The organism is Streptomyces sp. NPDC059851 (assembly GCF_042732005.1).
In the GTDB taxonomy this organism is placed as follows: Bacteria; Actinomycetota; Actinomycetes; order Streptomycetales; family Streptomycetaceae; genus Streptomyces.
Genome location: NZ_JBHWJJ010000166.1, coordinates 1 through 16,719, shown reverse-complemented (window position 1 = coordinate 16,719; position 16,719 = coordinate 1). Strand labels below are relative to the sequence as shown.

Below are 16,719 nucleotides of genomic sequence, written 5' to 3'. Positions count from 1 at the left end.
CGGCACCCCGGAGCGGACGCGCCCGGAGGTGGCGGTGTGAGCCCGCAGGACACCCCGCGGCGGCGGGTGCCCGGCCCCGGACGGCCCCGCCCCGGCAGCACCGACCGGCCCCGCCCCGGCACCCGGCCCGCGACCCGCCGTCCCCCCGCCGCCCGCGCCCCGCACACGATCCGGCTCGGCAGCCCGAGGCCCCGGCTGCGCCTGGTCGGCGTCGGGCTGACGCTCGTGATGCTGGCCTTCGTCGTACGGCTGCTCCAGGTACAGGCCGTCGACGCCGCCACGTACTCCGCCAAGGCCTCCGAGAACCGCTTCACCAGCATCACCCTGGCCGCCGAGCGCGGCGAGATCACCGACCGCAAGGGCGTCGCCCTCGCCATCAGCGTCGACGCGTACGACATCACCGCCGACCCCAAGATGTTCACCCCCCAGGAGAGCAAGGCCCCCGACGCCCCCGAGCAGGCCGCCGCCCTCCTCGCGCCCATCCTGAACGCCGACGCCAAGGAGCTCACCGCCCGGCTGAAGACCAAGAACACCCGCTACGTCGTCCTCGCCCGCCGCCAGACCCCGCAGGTCTGGAACCAGATCAAGGACCTCAAGCGGGTCTTCGCCGAGAAGGCCCTCGCCGACAAGCGGAACAACGGCCCCGGCGCCAACGTCATGGCCGGCGTGTTCAACGAGGACAGCAGCAAGCGGGTGTACCCGGGCGGGGACCTGGCCGCCGGGATACTGGGTTACGTCAACGCCGAGGGCAAGGGCGCGGGCGGCCTGGAGTCCGCCCTCGACCGGAAGCTGGCCGGCAAGGACGGCACGATCACCTACGCCCAGTCCGGCGGCCGCCGCGTGCCCACCGCCGGGTCCAGCGAGAAGCCGGCCGTGCCCGGCGAGGACGTCGAGCTGACCATCGACCGCGACATCCAGTGGGCGGCGCAGAGCGCCATCACCGAGCAGGTCCAGAAGTCCGAGGCCGACCGCGGCTACGTCATCGTCCAGGACACCCGCACCGGCGAGGTGCTGGCCATGGCCAACGCCCCGGGCTTCGACCCGAACGACCTCAGTCGGGCCAGCTCCGCCGCCATGGGCAACGCGGCCCTCCAGGACGTCTACGAGCCCGGCTCCACCGCCAAGGTCATCTCCATGGCCGCCGTACTGGAGGAGAAGAAGGCCACCCCCGACACCCGCGTCGAGGTCCCCAACCGGCTCCACCGCGGCGACCGGTTGTTCAAGGACGACATCGACCACCCGACCTGGTACCTGACCCTCAACGGGGTCCTGGCCAAGTCCTCCAACATCGGCACCATCCTCGCCACCGGCCAGCTCGGCCCCACCCAGCCCGAGGCCAACAAGGTGCTCCACTCCTACTTGACCAAGTTCGGCCTCGGGCAGCCGACCGGCCTGGACTACCCGGGCGAGTCCCGCGGCCTCCTCGCCCGCCCCGAGGCCTGGTCGACCTCCCAGCAGTACACGATCCCGTTCGGCCAGGGCCTGTCCCTCAACGCCATGCAGGCGGCCTCCGTGTACTCCACCGTCGCCAACGGAGGCGTCCGGATCGAGCCGACCCTGGTCCGCGGCACCAAGGGGCCCGACGGCCGTTTCACCCCCGCCCCGGCCCCGGAGCAGACCCGCGTGATCAGCCGGGAGACCGCCAAGACCCTCTCCGAAATGCTGGAGTCCGTCGTCGACGACCAGGAGGGCACCGGAACCAAGGCCCGCATCCCCGGCTACCGCGTCGGCGGCAAGACGGGCACGTCCAACCGGGTGGATCCGGCCACCGGCCGCTACAAGGGCTACACCGCCTCCTTCGCCGGGTTCGCCCCCGCCGACAACCCCCGCGTCACCGTCTACTGCGCCATCCAGAACCCCACCAAGGGCAGCTACTTCGGCGGCCAGATCTGCGGCCCCATCTACAAGAAGGTCATGGAGTTCGCCCTCAAGACCCTCCAGGTCGCCCCCACCGGAAGCGCCCCCGCCGGCCTTCCCGTCACCTACGAACCCGATCCCCGGGCCACCCCCCAGAGCTCCCCGCAGCCCGGCCGGTGACACCCTCCGGCAGGCCCGCCCCGTCCAGAAGATCCGTGAGGCACCACCAGTGACAACGATCACCCCGAAACCCGGGAACCAGCCCTCCGGCCCCGTCCCGGGCGGGCCCTCACTTCGCGACCGGCCCGCCGCGCCCGGTACGCTCACCGCCGTGCCCCACGCTGATCAGCCCAGAACCACCCAGCACGACGCCCCGGCAACGCCGCCGGGCGCGCCGCGGCCCACGACCGCCCGTCCGACCCCGCTCCACGAGCTCGCGGCCCTGGCGGACGCCGGGGCCGCGCCCGAGCAGTCGGGCCCGCTGATCACCGGGATCACGCACGACTCCCGTGCCGTGCGCCCCGGTGACCTGTACGCGGCCCTGCCCGGCGCCCGGCTGCACGGCGCCGACTTCGCCGCCCAGGCGGCCGCCCGCGGCGCCGCGGCCGTACTGACCGACCCGGCGGGCGCCGAGCGCGCCGCCGCGACCGGCCTGCCGGTGCTCGCCGTCGCGGACCCCCGCGGTCGGATGGGCGAGCTCGCCGCCGCGATCTACGGCCGCCCCGGCGAAGGTCTGCTCCAGATCGGCATCACCGGCACCTCCGGGAAGACGACCACGGCGTACCTCGTCGAGGCCGGACTGCGCGGGGCCGGCCGGACCACCGGGCTCGTCGGCACCGTGGAGATGCGCATCGGTGACGAGCGCATCAAGTCCGAGCGGACCACCCCCGAGGCCACCGACCTCCAGGCGCTGTTCGCCGTCATGCGCGAGCGCGGCGTCGAGGCCGTCGCCATGGAGGTCTCCAGCCACGCCCTCGTGCTCGGCCGGGTCGACGGCTGCGTCTTCGACGTCGCCGTCTTCAACAACCTGAGCCCGGAGCACATGGAGTTCCACTCCGACATGGAGGACTACTTCCAGGCCAAGGCCCAGCTCTTCACCGAGCGCCGCGCCCGCATGGGCGTGGTCAACCTCGACGACGAGTACGGCCGCCGCCTCGCGAAGGAGTCGGCGATCCCGGTCGTCACCTTCTCCGCCGCCGGGGACCCGGGCGCCGACTGGCGCGCCGAGGACGTCGTCTTCGGGCACATGGACTCCACGCTGACCGTGCTCGGCCCGAACGGGGAACGCGTATCGGCGAAGGCCCCGCTGCCCGGCCCGTTCAACGTCGCCAACACCGTCGCCGCGATCGCCACGCTCGCCGCCGCCGGCCTCGACCCGCAGACCGCCGCCGACGGCGTCGCCGCGGTCCCCGGCGTACCGGGCCGCCTGGAGCGGGTCGACGCGGGGCAGCCGTACCTCGCCGTCGTCGACTACGCGCACAAGACCGACGCCGTCGAGTCGGTGCTGCGGGCGCTGCGCGAGGTCACCGCGGGTCGGCTGCACATCGTCCTCGGCTGCGGCGGCGACCGCGACACGACCAAGCGCGGCCCGATGGGCGCCGCGGCGGCCCGGTTCGCCGACACCGCCGTGCTGACCTCCGACAACCCGCGCTCCGAGGACCCCCTGAAGATCCTCGCCGCCATGTTCGAGGGCGCCGTCTCGGTGCCCTCCGAGGAGCGCGGCGAGGTCCTCGTCGACGCCGACCGGGCCGCGGCCATCGCCGCCGCCGTCGCGCGAGCCGAGCCCGGCGACACCGTGCTGGTGGCGGGCAAGGGCCACGAGCAGGGCCAGGACACCGCAGGTGTCGTACGGCCCTTCGACGACCGCGCGGTGCTCCGCGCCGCGATCCAGGCACAGGCCGCGCGCGACCGCGCCGCGCGGCAGCACGACGTGAACGTCCCCCAGGCCGAGGTGAACCAGTGATCGCCCTTTCCCTCGCCGAGATCGCCGACATCACCGGCGGGCGGCCCCACGACATACCGGATCCGTCCGTGCGGATCACCGGGCCCGTCGTCATCGACTCCCGCCAGGTGGAGGCCGGCAGCCTGTTCGCCGCCTTCGCCGGCGAGCACGTCGACGGCCACGACTACGCGGGGAAGGCCGTGGACTCCGGCGCCGCGGCCGTCCTCGCCGCCCGGCCCCTCGGCGTCCCCGCGATCGTCGTGCCCGACGTCGAGAAGGCGCTCGGCGCCCTCGCCCGGGCCGTCGTCCAGCGTCTCGGCACCGATGTGGTGGCCCTCACCGGCTCCGCCGGAAAGACCTCCACCAAGGACCTCATCGCCCAGGTCCTCCAGGCCCACGCGCCCACCGTGTGGACGCCCGGCTCCCTCAACAACGAGATCGGCCTGCCGCTCACCGCACTGCGTGCCACCGAGGAGACCCGGCACCTGGTGCTGGAGATGGGTGCCCGCGGCATCGGGCACATCGCCTACCTCACCGGGCTGACCCCGCCGCGCATCGGACTCGTGCTCAACGTGGGCACCGCCCACATCGGCGAGTTCGGCGGCCGCGAGCAGATCGCCCTGGCCAAGGGCGAGCTGGTCGAGGCCCTGCCCGCCGCGGCCGACGGCGGAGTCGCCGTCCTCAACGCCGACGACCCGCTGGTGCGGGCGATGTCCGCCCGTACCCGGGCCCGTACGCTGTTGTTCGGCGAGGCCGAGGACGCCGACGTCCGGGCTTCGGAAGTCCGGATGACACCTGCCGGGCAGCCCTCCTTCACACTTCACACACCCACCGGGTGCGGCGAAGTGACCTTGCGCCTGTACGGTGAGCACCACGTGTCGAACGCGCTTGCCGCGGCCGCCGTCGCCCACGTGCTGGGCATGTCCGTCGACGAGATCGCCACCGCGCTCTCCGGGGCGGGCACCTTGTCCCGGTGGCGGATGGAGGTCACCGAGCGAGCGGACGGCGTCACGGTCGTCAACGACGCCTACAACGCGAACCCCGAGTCCATGCGGGCCGCACTGCGTGCGCTGGCCGCCATGGGCGGCGCCGCCAGGGCGAACGGGGGGCGCACGTGGGCGGTGCTCGGTCCCATGGCCGAGCTCGGCGACTCCGCGCTGGCCGAGCACGACGCGGTGGGACGGCTTGCCGTCCGGCTCAACGTGAGCAAGCTCGTCGCAGTCGGGGGCAGGGAAGCGTCCTGGCTGCAACTGGGCGCCTATAACGAGGGTTCGTGGGGTGAGGAGTCGGTGCTCGTGTCCGACGCGCAGGCGGCGATCGACCTGTTGCGCAGTGAACTGCGCCCGGGTGACGTCGTGCTGGTGAAGGCTTCCAGGTCGATCGGCCTGGAGCGGGTCGCGCAGGCGCTGCTCGACGGCGCCGAGGGCGAGGTCGCCGGCCGATGAGGCAGATCCTGTTCGCCGGTGTCATCGGTATGTTCCTCACCGTCATCGGCACCCCGCTGCTGATCAAGCTGCTGGCCCGCAAGGGCTACGGCCAGTTCATCCGCGACGACGGCCCGCGCGGCCACCTCGGGAAGAAGGGCACGCCCACCATGGGCGGCATCTCCTTCATCCTGGCCACGCTCATCGCGTACGCCCTGACGAAGGTGCTGACCGGTCAGACGCCGTCGTTCTCCGGTGTGCTGGTGCTGTTCCTGATGGCCGGCATGGGCCTCGTCGGCTACCTCGACGACTACATCAAGATCGTCAAGCGGCGTTCGCTCGGTCTGCGGGCCAAGGCCAAGATGGCCGGCCAGCTGATCGTCGGCATCGCTTTCGCCGTGCTGGCACTGCAGTTCAAGGACGCCCGTGGGCTCGCCCCGGCCTCCACGAAGCTGTCGTTCGTCAACGACTTCGGCTGGTCGATCGGCCCCGTCCTGTTCGTGGTCTGGGCGCTGTTCATGATCCTGGCCATGTCCAACGGCGTGAACCTGACGGACGGCCTGGACGGCCTGGCCACCGGCGCCGCCGTGATGGTCTTCGGCGCCTACACGTTCATCGGTGTCTGGCAGTTCCAGGAGTCCTGCGCCAACGCGGAGACCCTGACCAACCCGAACGCCTGCTTCGAGGTGCGAGACCCGCTCGACCTCGCGGTCGTCGCGTCCGCGCTCATGGGCGCCTGCTTCGGCTTCCTGTGGTGGAACACCTCGCCGGCCAAGATCTTCATGGGTGACACCGGCTCGCTGGCCCTCGGCGGCGCACTCGCCGGTCTGGCGATCTGCTCCCGCACGGAGTTCCTGATCGCCCTCCTCGGCGGCCTCTTCGTGCTCATCACCCTCTCGGTGGTCATCCAGGTCGGCTCGTTCCGGCTGACCGGGAAGCGCGTCTTCCGGATGGCGCCGCTGCAGCACCACTTCGAACTCAAGGGCTGGTCCGAAGTGCTCGTGGTGGTCCGCTTCTGGATCATCCAGGGCATGTGCGTGATCGTCGGACTCGGACTCTTCTACGCTGGATGGGCAGCCGACAAGTGACCTCCTGGCAGGGCAAGAACATCACCGTCGCCGGTCTCGGCGTGAGCGGCATCAGCGCCGCCCGCGCCCTGGCCGGCTTCGGCGCATCGGTGACCGTCGTGGACGGCGGCGACGGCGAGGGCCACCGCGCGAAGGCGGCCGAACTCGCGCACCTGGGCATCTCCGTCCGCCTCGGCGACGCCGAGACGCTGCCGGAGGGCACCGGCCTCGTCGTCACCTCGCCCGGCTGGAAGCCGGACAGCCCGCTGTTCGCCGCCGCCGCGGCGGCCGGCGTGGAGGTCGTCGGCGACGTGGAGATCGCCTGGCAGCTCCGCGGGTCCCGCCCCGGGCGCGAGCCCGCCCCGTGGCTCGCGATCACCGGGACGAACGGCAAGACCACCACGACCCAGATGCTCGCCTCGATCCTGAAGGCCGCCGGCCTGCGGACCGCGGCCGTCGGCAACATCGGCACCCCGATCATCGACGTGGTGCTCGGCGAGGAGGAGTACGACGTCCTCGCCGTCGAGCTCTCCAGCTACCAGCTGCACTGGGCACCCTCCGTGCGCGCCCACTCGGCGGCCGTCCTCAACCTGGCCCCGGACCACCTCGACTGGCACGGCTCCATGGAGGCGTACGCCGCCGACAAGGGCCGCATCTACGAGGGCAACACCGTCGCCTGCGTCTACAACGTCGCCGACCCCGCCACCGAGCGGCTCGTCGAGGAGGCCGACGTCGTGGAGGGCTGCCGCGCCATCGGCTTCACCCTCGGCGCCCCCGGCCCCTCCATGCTCGGCGTCGTCGACGGGATCCTCGTGGACCGCGCCTTCGTCGAGAACCGGCAGAAGAACGCCCAGGAGCTCGCCGAGGTCTCGGACATCACCCCGCCCGCCCCGCACAACATCGCCAACGCGCTCGCCGCGGCCGCCCTGGCCCGCGCCTTCGGCGTCCCGCCGCGCGCGGTCCGCGACGGGCTGCGCGACTTCCGCCCGGACGCGCACCGGGTCGCGTTCGTGGACGAGGTCGGCGGGGTCGCGTACGTCGACGACTCCAAGGCCACGAACACGCACGCCGCCGAAGCCTCCCTGGCCGCGTACGAGCCGGTCGTGTGGATCGCGGGCGGCCTCGCCAAGGGCGCGACCTTCGACGAGCTCGTGCAGAAGTCGGCCGAGCGGATGCGCGGCGCGGTGCTGATCGGCGCCGACCGGGCGCTCATCGCCGAGGCGCTGGCGCGACACGCCCCCGATGTCCCGGTCGTCGACCTCGACCGGACCGACACTGGGGCGATGCTCGCGGCGGTCCGGGAGGCGGCCCGACTCGCCGAACCCGGCGACACGGTCCTGTTGGCACCCGCCTGTGCGTCGATGGACATGTTCGCGAACTACAACAAGCGCGGGGACGCCTTCGCGGACGCGGTGCGCGAACTGGCCGCCGAGAGCGCCTAGGTCAGGCAGGGGGCTCCTCTCCGGCCGGGCGGCCGCCCCGCCCCCGTACGAGTGGAGGGGAAGGTCACAGATGCCGGCCAAGGAGGTGCTGCCCGGGCGGCGGCCGTCCGCGGGGAAGGCCGCCGCGGGTCCTGCGAAGGGCCTGCGGTCCGTCAAGGTGCAGGGCCGCAGACGCCCGGTACCGGGAGCGCGGCGGCCCGGTATCGGGGGCGGCCCGCTGACCCGGCTGCGGCGGACGCAGCGGCAACTGCGCCGGGCCTGGGACCGGCCCCTCACCGCGTACTACCTGATCTTCGGCAGTTCGCTGCTCATCACCGTGCTCGGCCTGGTGATGGTCTACTCGGCCTCGATGATCAAAGCGCTCCAGCTGGGCCTGGGCGACGCGTACTTCTTCAAGAAGCAGTTCGTGGCCGCCCTGATCGGAACCCTCCTGCTGCTCGCCGCCTCCCGGATGCCGGTCAAGCTGCACCGGGCGCTGTCCTACCCGGTGCTCGCCGGAACCCTGTTCCTGATGGTCCTGGTCCAAGTCCCCGGGATAGGGGTGGCGATCAACGGCAACCAGAACTGGATCTCCCTCGGCGGTCCGTTCATGCTCCAGCCCAGCGAGTTCGGCAAGCTGGCGCTGATCCTGTGGGGCGCCGACCTGCTGGCCCGCAAGGGCGACAAGGGCCTGCTGACCCAGTGGAAGCACCTGCTGGTGCCGCTGGTCCCGGTGGCCTTCCTGCTGCTCGGCCTGATCATGCTGGGCGGGGACATGGGCACCGCCATGATCCTCGGAGCCATCCTGTTCGGCCTGCTGTGGCTCGCCGGCGCCCCCACCCGGCTCTTCGTGGCCGTGCTCGCCTTCGCGGGTGTGATCGTCGCACTGCTGATCAAGACCACCCCCCACCGCATGGACCGGCTCGCCTGCCTCGGCGCGACCGAACCCGGCAAAAACGACCTCTGCTGGCAGGCCGTACACGGGATCTACGCCCTCGCCTCCGGCGGATGGTTCGGATCCGGTTTGGGGGCCAGTGTGGAAAAATGGGGTCAACTGCCGGAAGCCCACACCGACTTCATCTTCGCCATCACCGGGGAGGAACTGGGTCTGGCGGGGACGCTGTCGGTACTCGCCCTGTTCGCGGCTCTAGGCTATGCGGGTATCCGCGTGGCCGGACGCACGGAGGACTCCTTCGTACGCTATGCCGCGGGAGGCGTGACCACCTGGATCACGGCCCAGGCCGTGATCAACATCGGTGCGGTGCTCGGCCTGCTGCCGATCGCCGGAGTCCCGCTCCCGCTGTTCTCGTACGGAGGCTCCGCCCTGTTGCCGACCATGTTCGCGGTCGGTCTGCTCATCGCCTTCGCGCGGGAGGAGCCGGCCGCGCGTGCGGCGCTCGCGATGCGCCAGCCGAGGTCGGGCTGGAAGCGGACCGGGCAGAGATGGAAGTCGATGAGACGGCGCGTCAAGACGCGTCCGTCCGGAGAGCGGTGAATTTCGGTGCATGTCGTACTCGCCGGTGGGGGGACCGCCGGCCACATCGAGCCCGCGCTCGCCCTCGCGGACGCCCTGCGCAGGCAGGACCCCTCCGTGGGCATCACCGCCCTCGGCACGGAGCGTGGACTCGAAACCCGCCTCGTGCCCGAGCGCGGCTACGAGCTGGGCCTGATCCCCGCCGTCCCGCTGCCCCGCAAGCCCACCCCCGAGCTGATCACCGTCCCGGGGCGGCTGCGCGGCACCATCAAGGCGGCCGAGGAGATCCTGGAGCGCACCAAGGCCGACGTCGTCGTCGGCTTCGGCGGCTACGTGGCCCTGCCCGGCTACCTCGCGGCCAAGCGGCTCGGCGTGCCGATCATCGTCCACGAGGCCAACGCCCGCCCCGGCCTGGCCAACAAGATCGGCTCCCGCTACGCCCACGCCGTGGCCGTCTCCACGCCCGACAGCAAGCTGCGCGGGGCCCGCTACGTGGGCATCCCCCTGCGCCGCACCATCGCCACCCTGGACCGCGCCGCCGCCCGCCCGGAGGCCCGCGCGACCTTCGGCCTGGACCCCAACCTGCCGACCCTGCTCGTCTCCGGCGGCTCGCAAGGCGCCCGCCGCCTCAACGAGACCGTCCAGCAGGTCGCCCCGACCCTCCAGCGCTCCGGGATCCAGATCCTGCACGCGGTCGGCCCGAAGAACGAAATGCCGCACGTCGACAACATGCCCGGGATGCCGCCCTATGTCCCGGTACCGTACCTGGACCGGATGGATCTCGCGTACGCCGCCGCCGACATGATGCTGTGCCGTGCGGGTGCGATGACCGTCGCCGAACTCTCCGCCGTCGGGCTCCCCGCCGCGTACGTCCCGTTGCCGATCGGCAACGGCGAACAGCGGCTCAACGCCCAGCCGGTGGTCAAGGCAGGTGGCGGCCTGCTCGTCGACGACGCGGAGCTGACGCCCGACTGGGTGCTCGGCAACGTCCTGCCGGTGCTGTCCGACCCGCACCGCCTGTACGAGATGTCCCGCGCCGCCTCCGAGTTCGGCCGCCGCGACGCCGACGAGCTGCTGGTCGCGATGGTGTACGAGGCGATCGCCGCCCACCGGAACCGCTGAGGCGGTACAGCGCAGACGCAGGAGGCACAGGAGTGGCCGGAGCGAACACCGCACAGCGCGGGACACCCGGTTCCGACCGGCCCGCCCGCAAGGGCAAGGGCTCCGGCTCCCCCCAGCCGCCCGCGTCGCCGAAGCCGCCTCGGGCGCCCGAGGAGTCGAAGCGCCCCAAGCTCCCCAAGCTCCGGAAGCTCCCGAAGGAGTCGAAGCGGTCGAAGCCGCAGGAGCCGACGAAGGTCGCCAAGCCCTCGAAGCCGGCGAAGGCCCCCAAGGCGCCCAAGGCCCCCAAGGCCCGGTCCGTCCCGCGCCCCGGTGCGCTCCGTCTGGTCCGGCGGCTGCGCGGCCGGGGCCGGCTGATGGCCGTCGGCGCGGTCACCGCGCTGCTCACCGCGGGCGTCTGCTGGGTGCTCTACGGGTCCTCCTGGCTCCGGGTCGAGAAGGTGACCACGAGCGGCACGCAGGTGCTCACCCCCGAACAGGTCCTGGCCGCCGCGGCCGTGCCGGTCGGCGCCCCGCTCGTGAACGTGGACACCGACGAGATCGGGCAGCGGGTCCGCAAGCGGCTGCCCCGCGTCGATTCGGTCGATGTGGTCCGTGCCTGGCCCCGCGGAATCGGTCTCAAAGTGACGGAACGCAAACCCGTCCTGCTCGTCAAAAAGGACGCCAACTACGTGGAAGTGGACGCTTCGGGTGTCCGCTTCGACACGGTTGCGAAAGCACCGGACGGCGTACCCCTCCTCGAATTGAACGTGGCGCAGTCGCCGAGCGGCCGCCGCTTCGACGAGGAGCGGCTGCTGCGCGAGGCCGTGGGCGTCGCCGGAGACCTCCCCGAGGTCGTCTCCCGGCAGACCGTGCAGGTCAAGGTGGGCTCGTACGACTCGATCGTCCTGGAGCTGACCGGACGGCGCACGGTGGTGTGGGGGAGCGGGGAGCAGGGGGAGGCGAAGGGGCGTGCGCTGACCGCTCTGCTCAAAGCCGCACCGACGGCTGCCCACTTCGACGTGAGCGTCCCCACGGCCCCTGCCGTGTCCGGGAGTTGACGTTCGGTCGCGCCGCGACGCACCCTGGTTGGCCACCGATACGGGTGATCACATAGGGTGAAAAGAAAAACGGGAGGTTCGGCGTGTTCGTTGAACACGCGCTACTTGTCGACTTAGTGTCCTGTTCGGAAGAGTCCAGGGAACAGGCACATACTTAACCCTAAACTTCAGGGTTAGGGTTCGGGTCGGCGCGTTCGGACCGTCCCACATTTCGGCATCAGTCGTCGCAGCGCAGGCCCGCGAAGCGGCGACACGTAACTCGAGGCGAGAGGCCTTCGACGTGGCAGCACCGCAGAACTACCTCGCAGTCATCAAGGTCATCGGTGTCGGCGGCGGTGGTGTCAATGCCATCAACCGGATGATCGAGGTCGGTCTCAAAGGCGTCGAGTTCATCGCCATCAACACGGACGCCCAGGCCCTGTTGATGAGCGACGCCGACGTCAAGCTCGACGTCGGCCGCGAACTCACCCGGGGCCTCGGCGCCGGAGCCAACCCGGCGGTCGGCCGCAAGGCGGCCGAGGACCACCGCGAGGAGATCGAGGAGGTCCTCAAGGGGGCCGACATGGTCTTCGTCACCGCGGGCGAGGGCGGCGGCACCGGCACCGGCGGCGCCCCGGTCGTCGCGAACATCGCGCGCTCGCTCGGCGCCCTGACCATCGGTGTGGTCACCCGGCCGTTCACCTTCGAGGGGCGGCGCCGCGCGAACCAGGCGGAGGACGGCATCGCCGAGCTCCGCGAAGAGGTCGACACCCTCATCGTCATCCCCAACGACCGGCTGCTGTCCATCTCGGACCGCCAGGTCTCGGTCCTGGACGCCTTCAAGTCCGCGGACCAGGTCCTGCTCTCCGGTGTCCAGGGCATCACCGACCTCATCACCACCCCGGGTCTGATCAACCTCGACTTCGCCGACGTCAAGTCCGTGATGTCCGAGGCGGGCTCGGCCCTCATGGGCATCGGCTCGGCCCGCGGCGACGACCGCGCGGTGGCCGCCGCCGAGATGGCGATCTCCTCGCCGCTGCTGGAGGCCTCCATCGACGGCGCCCGCGGCGTCCTGCTGTCCATCTCGGGCGGTTCGGACCTCGGCCTGTTCGAGATCAACGAGGCCGCCCAGCTGGTGAGCGAGGCCGCGCACCCCGAGGCGAACATCATCTTCGGTGCCGTCATCGACGACGCCCTCGGCGACGAGGTGCGGGTCACCGTCATCGCGGCCGGCTTCGACGGCGGGCAGCCCCCGGCCCGCCGCGACAACGTCATCGGTGCCGCGTCCACCAAGCGCGAGGAGCCCGCCCCGGCCCCGGTCCGCGCCCCCGAGCCGGTCCGCCCGGCCTTCGGCGGCCTCGGCACCGTCACCCCCCGCGAGGAGCCCCCGGCCCCCGTCGAGCCGGTCGCCCCGGTCGAGGTCGCGCCCCCCGCGCCGCAGGTCCCCACGGCCCGTCCCTACCAGGACAGCCCGGCCGAGGAACTGGACGTACCGGACTTCCTGAAGTGACCCTGGGGCAGCACAGCGAGAGCGGCGCCCACTTCGCCTTCACCGACCGGTGGGGCGGGGTGAGCGCCGTTCCGTACGAGGAGCTCAATCTCGGCGGCGCGGTCGGAGACGACCCGGCCGCCGTTCTGGCGAACCGGGCGATCGCGGCCGGGGCCCTGGGCGTCGAACCGGACCACGTGGTCTGGATGAACCAGGTGCACGGCAGGGACGTCGCCGTGGTCACCGGACCCTGGCCGTCCGACCGGGCCGTACCCGAGGTGGACGCGGTGGTGACCGCCCGCCGGGGCCTGGCCCTGGCGGTGCTCACGGCGGACTGCACCCCGGTGCTGCTGGCCGACCCCGTCGCCGGGGTCGCCGGCGCCGCCCACGCGGGCCGGCCCGGACTGGTCGCCGGAGTGGTGCCGGCCGCCGTCGAGGCGATGGTCTCGCTGGGGGCCGAGCCGGGCCGGATCATCGCCCGCACCGGCCCGGCGGTCTGCGGCCGCTGCTACGAGGTGCCCGCCGCCATGCGCGACGAGGTCGCCGGGGTGGTCCCGGCGGCCCGGTCCGAGACGAGTTGGGGGACCCCCGCGGTCGACGTGGTCGCCGGGGTGCACGCCCAGCTCGCCGAGGCGGGGGTGGTGAACAGGCACCGATCGCCGGTCTGCACACTGGAGTCGCGGGACCACTTCTCGTACCGCCGCGACCGGGTGACCGGGCGGCTTGCCGGATATGTCTGGTTGGACTAGTTGATGACGGATCGTAAGTCGGAACTCGCGGAGAACCTGGCGCGGGTGGAGGAACGCATCTCCTCCGCCTGCGCCGCCGCGGGGCGTGCGCGGGACGAGGTGACGCTCATCGTCGTCACCAAGACCTATCCCGCGAGCGACGTACGACTGCTGGCGGAGCTGGGCGTCCGTCATGTTGCGGAGAATCGCGACCAGGACGCCGCCCCCAAGGCGGACGCCTGCGCGGATCTGCCGCTCACCTGGCACTTCGTCGGTCAGTTGCAGACGAACAAAGCCCGTTCCGTTGCCGGATATGCGCATGTGGTGCAGTCGGTCGACCGGCCCCGACTGGTCACCGCGCTCTCCGCGGCGGCGCAGCAGAGCGGGCGGGAGCTCGGCTGCCTCGTGCAGATCGCCCTCGACGCCGAGTCGGGGGAGCGCGGCAGCCGCGGCGGCGCGGCTCCCGAGCAGCTCGCCGAACTCGCGGACCTCGTGGCCGGTGCGCCGGGACTGCGGATCGACGGAGTGATGACCGTGGCTCCGCTGGCCGGCCCCTATGCGGGACGCGAACGGGCCGCTTTCGAGCGGCTGGTGGAATTGTCATCCCGCCTGCGCGCGGACCATCCGACTGCCACGATGGTGTCGGCCGGGATGAGTGCAGATCTGGAAGAGGCCGTTGCGGCCGGTGCGACACATGTGCGCGTCGGCACTGCGGTACTCGGCGCGAGACCCCGGCTCGGGTAACGTCGCGAAGAAAGTCGGACCACAGCAGAAAATATGGTCATTCCCGCTGGAGGGCGGACAGACCACGTGGATCGCGGGCAGTTGGTGACTTCGGTGACACAGCGGCACACCTGCGAGACGGCGATCCACCACAGAGCGGAGGACTCAGAGAATGGCCGGCGCGATGCGCAAGATGGCGGTCTACCTCGGCCTCGTGGAGGACGACCGGTACGACAACCCGGGGTACGACCCCGACGACGAGTTCGAACCCGAGCCGGAACCGGAGCGGGACCGCCGGCGCCAGCAGCAGCCCGTGCACCAAGCGCCCGTACCGGAAGAACCGGTACGAGCCGTGCAGCCCCCGCCGCAACGGGAACCCACTCCCTTGCCGGTCGAAAGCGGACGTCCTGCGCGAATCGCCCCCGTGGCATCCATCACACCTGAACGATCGAACGTGGAGAAGAACGCCCCCGTGATCATGCCCAAGGTCGTCTCCGAGCGGGAGCCGTACCGCATCACGACGCTGCACCCCCGGACGTACAACGAGGCCCGTACCATCGGGGAACACTTCCGCGAGGGCACTCCGGTGATCATGAACCTCACGGAGATGGACGACACGGACGCAAAGCGACTTGTCGACTTTGCAGCCGGTCTCGTGTTCGGATTGCACGGCAGCATTGAACGCGTGACACAGAAGGTGTTCCTGCTCTCGCCTGCTAACGTCGATGTCACGGCGGAGGACAAGGCCCGCATCGCGGAGGGCGGGTTCTTCAACCAAAGCTAGACCGATCCGTCAGACACGGGGCGGAACGAGAGTGAGAGCAGGGGAGAGGGAAGCGCGGGATGGGCGTCGCACTACAGGTGGTCTACATCGCGCTGATGTGCTTCCTAATCGTGCTGATCTTCCGACTGGTGATGGACTACGTCTTCCAGTTCGCACGTTCATGGACACCCGGCAAGGCGATGGTGGTCGTCCTGGAGGCGACCTACACTGTCACCGATCCGCCGCTCAAGCTTCTCAGGCGGTTCATTCCGCCGTTGCGTCTCGGGGGCGTGGCACTCGACCTGTCCTTCTTCGTTCTGATGATCATCGTTTACATCCTCATCAGCTTCGTGAGCACAGCTGCGAGAAGCGTGTGAACGATGAGCTTTCCCGCACGTGCGGGGACAGTCCCGATCCGGTCTTGCCGACTGCCGACGACTACGTAGAGGTGAAGAAGACATGCCGCTGACTCCCGAGGACGTGCGGAACAAGCAGTTCACGACCGTCCGCCTCCGAGAAGGCTATGACGAGGACGAGGTCGATGCCTTCCTCGACGAGGTCGAAGCCGAGCTGACGCGCCTGCTGCGCGAGAACGAGGACCTGCGGGCCAAGCTGGCCGCAGCCACGCGCGCCGCCGCGCAGAACCAGCAGCAGCAGGGCATGCGCAAGCCGGAACCCCAGGACCAGCGCCCCGGCGGCCCCGTGCCCGCTGCCATATCCGGCCCGCCGGCCCAGCAGGGCCCGCCGCAGATGGGTCCGCCGCAGCTCCCGGGCGGCCAGCCGCAGCTCCCGGCCGGCCCCGGCCCGATGGGCGGCCCCGGCGGCCCGCAGGGCCCCGGTGGCCCCGGCCCGATGGGCGGCCCCATGCACACCATGGGCGGTCAGCAGTCCATGGGCGGCCAGAACCCGCTCGGCCAGCAGATGCAGCCGATGGGCCAGCAGATGCAGCCCATGGGCCAGCAGATGCAGCCGATGGGGCAGCAGATGCAGCCCATGCAGCCGCCGCAGCCGCAGCTCCCGCAGCAGGGCCCCGGTGGCGACAGCGCCGCCCGTGTCCTGTCCCTGGCCCAGCAGACCGCCGACCAGGCGATCGCGGAGGCCCGCTCCGAGGCGAACAAGATCGTCGGCGAGGCGCGCAGCCGCGCCGAGGGCCTGGAGCGGGACGCCCGCGCCAAGGCCGACGCGCTGGAGCGGGACGCCCAGGAGAAGCACCGCGTCGCCATGGGCTCCCTGGAGTCCGCGCGGGCCACGCTGGAGCGCAAGGTCGAGGACCTGCGGGGCTTCGAGCGTGAGTACCGTACGCGTCTGAAGTCCTACCTGGAGTCGCAGCTGCGCCAGCTGGAGACCCAGGCCGACGACTCCCTGGCCCCGCCGCGGAACCCGGCCGGTCCGGCGCTGCCGCCGTCGCCGTCCCCGTCGATGGCCCCCGCCGGTTCGATGGGCATGGGCGGTCCGTCCCCGATGAGCAGCCCGTCGCCGATGGGTGGCCCCTCGCCGATGAGCGGGCCGTCGTACGGTGGGCAGCAGCAGATGTCTCCGGCGATGACGCAGCCGATGGCTCCGGTGCGGCCCGCTGCGCCGCAGCCGATGCAGGCGCCGTCGCCGATGCGCGGCTTCCTCATCGACGAGGACGACAACTGACCTGACGTCGCCGTCAGCAGTCACCACGGGCCGGGCCCGGGTTCCTCAGGAA

Annotated in this window: 14 protein-coding genes; all 14 read left to right on the top strand. The window is 71.6% G+C overall.

Annotated elements, in window-relative coordinates; genetic code table 11:
- The first annotated feature begins 36 nt into the window (after positions 1-36).
- The 14 genes from ACFV7Q_RS34545 (at position 37) to ACFV7Q_RS34480 (ending at position 16,667) form a co-directional block, all read left to right on the top strand.
- Positions 37-2,037 (top strand): peptidoglycan D,D-transpeptidase FtsI family protein, encoded by a 2,001-nt coding sequence (locus ACFV7Q_RS34545; RefSeq protein ID WP_385434807.1) that lies wholly within the window; start codon positions 37-39, stop codon positions 2,035-2,037.
- A 49-nt stretch (positions 2,038-2,086) separates the two neighbouring features.
- Positions 2,087-3,820, top strand: coding sequence for a UDP-N-acetylmuramoyl-L-alanyl-D-glutamate--2,6-diaminopimelate ligase (locus tag ACFV7Q_RS34540; RefSeq protein ID WP_385434803.1), 1,734 nt, complete (start codon positions 2,087-2,089; stop codon positions 3,818-3,820).
- The gene (gene murF, locus ACFV7Q_RS34535; RefSeq protein WP_385434801.1) at positions 3,817-5,244 is read left to right on the top strand and encodes a UDP-N-acetylmuramoyl-tripeptide--D-alanyl-D-alanine ligase; all 1,428 of its coding nucleotides are present in this window, start codon (positions 3,817-3,819) and stop codon (positions 5,242-5,244) included. Before ACFV7Q_RS34540 ends, murF begins: the two co-directional genes overlap by 4 nt.
- Positions 5,241-6,311 (top strand): phospho-N-acetylmuramoyl-pentapeptide-transferase, encoded by a 1,071-nt coding sequence (gene mraY, locus ACFV7Q_RS34530; protein ID WP_385434798.1) that lies wholly within the window; start codon positions 5,241-5,243, stop codon positions 6,309-6,311. The genes murF and mraY overlap by 4 nt, the downstream gene beginning before the upstream one ends.
- Positions 6,293-7,732, top strand: coding sequence for a UDP-N-acetylmuramoyl-L-alanine--D-glutamate ligase (murD, locus tag ACFV7Q_RS34525; protein WP_385434796.1), 1,440 nt, complete (start codon positions 6,293-6,295; stop codon positions 7,730-7,732). Before mraY ends, murD begins: the two co-directional genes overlap by 19 nt.
- Before the next feature lie 70 nt (positions 7,733-7,802).
- Positions 7,803-9,206, top strand: a complete 1,404-nt coding sequence (ftsW, locus tag ACFV7Q_RS34520) for a putative lipid II flippase FtsW (protein WP_385434794.1) — start codon at positions 7,803-7,805, stop codon at positions 9,204-9,206.
- A gap of 6 nt (positions 9,207-9,212) precedes the next feature.
- A complete protein-coding gene (murG, locus tag ACFV7Q_RS34515) occupies positions 9,213-10,307 on the top strand; it encodes an undecaprenyldiphospho-muramoylpentapeptide beta-N-acetylglucosaminyltransferase (protein WP_385434792.1) in 1,095 nt (364 codons plus the stop codon).
- A 353-nt stretch (positions 10,308-10,660) separates the two neighbouring features.
- Positions 10,661-11,344: a cell division protein FtsQ/DivIB gene (locus tag ACFV7Q_RS34510; RefSeq protein WP_385434805.1), complete on the top strand. Its 684-nt coding sequence runs from the start codon at positions 10,661-10,663 to the stop codon at positions 11,342-11,344.
- A 280-nt stretch (positions 11,345-11,624) separates the two neighbouring features.
- Complete coding sequence (ftsZ, locus tag ACFV7Q_RS34505; RefSeq protein ID WP_385434790.1) at positions 11,625-12,833, top strand: cell division protein FtsZ; 1,209 nt, start codon at positions 11,625-11,627, stop codon at positions 12,831-12,833.
- On the top strand, positions 12,830-13,561 hold the full coding sequence (pgeF, locus tag ACFV7Q_RS34500) for a peptidoglycan editing factor PgeF (RefSeq protein WP_385434788.1): 732 nt from the start codon (positions 12,830-12,832) through the stop codon (positions 13,559-13,561). Before ftsZ ends, pgeF begins: the two co-directional genes overlap by 4 nt.
- Positions 13,562-13,564: 3 nt before the next feature.
- Positions 13,565-14,284, top strand: coding sequence for a YggS family pyridoxal phosphate-dependent enzyme (locus ACFV7Q_RS34495; protein ID WP_385434786.1), 720 nt, complete (start codon positions 13,565-13,567; stop codon positions 14,282-14,284).
- A gap of 151 nt (positions 14,285-14,435) precedes the next feature.
- Entirely contained in the window at positions 14,436-15,047 is a 612-nt protein-coding gene (locus ACFV7Q_RS34490; protein WP_179176300.1) for a cell division protein SepF, read from the top strand.
- Between the two features lie 59 nt (positions 15,048-15,106).
- Entirely contained in the window at positions 15,107-15,403 is a 297-nt protein-coding gene (locus ACFV7Q_RS34485; protein ID WP_030155988.1) for a YggT family protein, read from the top strand.
- An 82-nt stretch (positions 15,404-15,485) separates the two neighbouring features.
- Positions 15,486-16,667, top strand: a complete 1,182-nt coding sequence (locus ACFV7Q_RS34480; protein ID WP_385434784.1) for a DivIVA domain-containing protein — start codon at positions 15,486-15,488, stop codon at positions 16,665-16,667.
- Positions 16,668-16,719 lie beyond the last annotated feature (52 nt).

What these genes read in the sequence shown, in the direction of transcription:
- mraY (WP_385434798.1), top strand. Translation starts at nt 5,241, where the DNA reads ATGAGGCAGATCCTGTTCGCCGGTGTCATCGGTATGTTCCTCACCGTC.
- murD (WP_385434796.1), top strand. Translation starts at nt 6,293, where the DNA reads ATGGGCAGCCGACAAGTGACCTCCTGGCAGGGCAAGAACATCACCGTC.
- ftsW (WP_385434794.1), top strand. Translation starts at nt 7,803, where the DNA reads ATGCCGGCCAAGGAGGTGCTGCCCGGGCGGCGGCCGTCCGCGGGGAAG.
- ACFV7Q_RS34510 (WP_385434805.1), top strand. Translation starts at nt 10,661, where the DNA reads ATGGCCGTCGGCGCGGTCACCGCGCTGCTCACCGCGGGCGTCTGCTGG.
- ACFV7Q_RS34495 (WP_385434786.1), top strand. Translation starts at nt 13,565, where the DNA reads ATGACGGATCGTAAGTCGGAACTCGCGGAGAACCTGGCGCGGGTGGAG.
- ACFV7Q_RS34490 (WP_179176300.1), top strand. Translation starts at nt 14,436, where the DNA reads ATGGCCGGCGCGATGCGCAAGATGGCGGTCTACCTCGGCCTCGTGGAG.
- ACFV7Q_RS34485 (WP_030155988.1), top strand. Translation starts at nt 15,107, where the DNA reads ATGGGCGTCGCACTACAGGTGGTCTACATCGCGCTGATGTGCTTCCTA.
- ACFV7Q_RS34480 (WP_385434784.1), top strand. Translation starts at nt 15,486, where the DNA reads ATGCCGCTGACTCCCGAGGACGTGCGGAACAAGCAGTTCACGACCGTC.